The sequence below is a fragment of the Micromonospora sp. genome (assembly GCF_048594385.1).
GTDB lineage: Bacteria > Actinomycetota > Actinomycetes > Mycobacteriales > Micromonosporaceae > Micromonospora > Micromonospora wenchangensis.
The window spans coordinates 1-2,387 of record NZ_JBMDWU010000132.1; the positions used below are offsets into that span (position 1 = coordinate 1).

Here is a 2,387-nt window from a genome sequence, read left to right on the forward strand (position 1 = left end):
CCGCCCCGCCCCCCCCCGGCCCCCCCCCCCCGCGAGCCCACCGCGGGCGGGCGGGGGGCGCCCCCCCCCCACCGGGGGCGCCCCCCCCCTCGACTCCGTTGTGCCGGTCACCCGGCGGCCGCACCTCACCCTGGTCGGGTGAGGGCGGGTCACCCCGCCGACGGGCAGCCTCGATGGTGCCGGCCGCGCCCGCGGCCGGAGCACGTCCCGGTCGGGCCGACGGCCCGGCGGGGCAGCGGTCGGGAAGACCGGACACGGGTACGGAGGTGACCGAGATGACGGCACGGGTGGTGGCGGATCCCCGACGTGGTGCGGTGCTGCACGTCGTCGGCACGGGTGGCGACACCCGTCGACCGGAGCGGCCCGGACGGTTCGGCAGCCCGGCCCGGCAGGGGCGGGGCCCGTCGGGGCCACCCCGACGCGCCGACGACCGCCGGTGGGGCGGCGAACCGAAGGACGGGGGGTGACCCCGATGGCCGAGCAGCTGATGTCGGCGATCGAGTCCTCGGTGGACAAGACCAACCTGATCCTCAAGGACATCGAGGACGCGTACGGATGGCCCCGGACGCGACGCAACCAGTCGTACGCGGCGCTGCGTACCGTGCTGCACCTGCTGCGCGACCGGATGACCGTCCAGGAGTGCGCGGAGTTCTCCGCCCAGCTCCCGGTGCTGGTCCGCGGCATCTACTTCGACGGGTGGCGGCCGGAGGACGTGCCGGTCAAACTCAACCGGGACGACTTCCTCTACGAGGTCCGGCAGGGCTTCCCCTACGACGTCGAGGGCGGGCCCGAGCGGGTGGCCCGGGTGGTGCTGGACGCCCTGCGCCGGCACGTCACCCAGGGCGAGTGGCAGGACGTGAAGGCCGGCATGCCCCGTGACCTGCAACGGTTGATTCCCTGACCCGACCGGCCCGGGGTCGGCGAGCCCGTGCGGCCCGGGGCCGGCGATCGGTCCCGCGCGTCGGACGGGCCGTCTACGGTGTGGTTAGAGAAGATCGTGTGGGGGGTACCACCCGCGTACGACAGACCCCGCCCTGCGGCGGGGCGGCACACCCGAGGGAGCACCCATGGCACTGAACGACGACGACATGCAGACCACCAGCGGCGGCGGCCTGGAGGGTCCGGCCGACGGTGGCGCGACCCCGGGTCAGCACGATGGTGGTGCGGACGGCAGCGCGGAGGGTCCGGCCGACGGTGGCGCGACGCCCGGTCAGCACGACGGTGGCGCCGACGGCGGCGCGGAGGGTCCGGCCGACGGCGGGGCGACCCCGGGTCAGCACGATGGTGGTGCGGACGGCGGCGCGGAGGGTCCGGCCGACGGTGGCGCGACCCCGGGTCAGCACGATGGTGGCGCCGACGGCAGCGCCCGCTGACCGACACCCATGACGACCATCGACCCGCCGGGCGGCCACGGCCGCCCGGCGGTCCCGTCGGCCGCGACGCGGGCGCTGGAGCGCTGCGTCAGCGTCGAACCGGCCAAGTTCGCCGCCGCCCACTGGGGCCGCTCGCCACTGTTGTCGCGGGCCGCCGAGCTGCCCAACCCTGACGGGTTCACCGATCTGCTCAGCCCGGCCGACGCCGACGAGCTGCTCAGCCGGCGCGGGCTGCGTACCCCGTTCCTGCGGGTGGCCCGCGACGGCCAGTTGGTGCCGGCGGCCCGGTTCACCGGCGGCGGTGGCGCGGGCGCGGAGATCGGCGACCAGGTCCTCGACGAACGGATCCTGGAGCTGTACGCCGGGGGCGCGACGCTGGTGTTGCAGGGGCTGCACCGGCTCTGGCCCGCCCTGATCGACTTCGCCCGTGACCTCGGTACCGCCCTGACCCAGCCGTTACAGGTCAACGCCTACCTCACCCCGCCGGGCAACCTGGGTTTCGCCACCCACTACGACACCCACGACGTGTTCGTGCTCCAGGTCGACGGCCGCAAGCACTGGCGGATCCACCCGCCGGTGCTGATCGACCCGCTGGAGAAGCAGCCCTGGGGCGGTCGGGCCGACGAGGTGTCCGCCACCGCCGACGGGCCGGCGGCGCTGGACGTGGTCCTCGAACCGGGCGACGCGCTCTACCTGCCGCGCGGCTGGCTGCACAGCGCCCAGGCCCAGGAGACCAGCTCGCTGCACCTGACCGTCGGCATCCGCGCGTTGACCCGGTACGCCCTGGTCGAGGAGCTGCTGGCACTGGCCGCCGAGGATCCCCGGCTGCGGGCCGGGCTGCCGTTCGGCACCGACGTGGCCGACCCGGACGCCATCGAACCCGAGCTGACCGAGACGGTGGAGGCGCTGCGCGACTGGTTGCTGCGGGCCGACCCGGCCGCCGTGGCCGCCCGGCTGCGGAGCCGGGCCTGGCCGGCCGCCCGGCCGGCCCCGATCCGGCCGCTGGCGCAGGCC

At 76.0% G+C, this 2,387-nt stretch carries 4 protein-coding genes; all 4 read left to right on the plus strand.

Annotated features, from left to right (window positions below; genetic code table 11):
* Nucleotides 1-275: 275 nt before the first annotated feature.
* The gene (locus tag ACOJTC_RS06460) at nucleotides 276-467 is read left to right on the plus strand and encodes a hypothetical protein (RefSeq protein ID WP_204924519.1); all 192 of its coding nucleotides are present in this window, start codon (nucleotides 276-278) and stop codon (nucleotides 465-467) included.
* A gap of 5 nt (nucleotides 468-472) precedes the next feature.
* Nucleotides 473-901 (plus strand): DUF2267 domain-containing protein, encoded by a 429-nt coding sequence (locus tag ACOJTC_RS06465; RefSeq protein ID WP_204924518.1) that lies wholly within the window; start codon nucleotides 473-475, stop codon nucleotides 899-901.
* A 166-nt stretch (nucleotides 902-1,067) separates the two neighbouring features.
* On the plus strand, nucleotides 1,068-1,373 hold the full coding sequence (locus ACOJTC_RS06470; protein ID WP_204924517.1) for a hypothetical protein: 306 nt from the start codon (nucleotides 1,068-1,070) through the stop codon (nucleotides 1,371-1,373).
* 9 nt (nucleotides 1,374-1,382) lie between these two features.
* A partial coding sequence (locus ACOJTC_RS06475; RefSeq protein ID WP_420116156.1) for a cupin domain-containing protein occupies nucleotides 1,383-2,387 on the plus strand: 1,005 nt, incomplete at its 3' end.

Coding starts and splice junctions, on each gene's coding strand:
- ACOJTC_RS06470 (WP_204924517.1), top strand. CDS start 1,068: ATGGCACTGAACGACGACGACATGCAGACCACCAGCGGCGGCGGCCTG.
- ACOJTC_RS06465 (WP_204924518.1), top strand. CDS start 473: ATGGCCGAGCAGCTGATGTCGGCGATCGAGTCCTCGGTGGACAAGACC.
- ACOJTC_RS06460 (WP_204924519.1), top strand. CDS start 276: ATGACGGCACGGGTGGTGGCGGATCCCCGACGTGGTGCGGTGCTGCAC.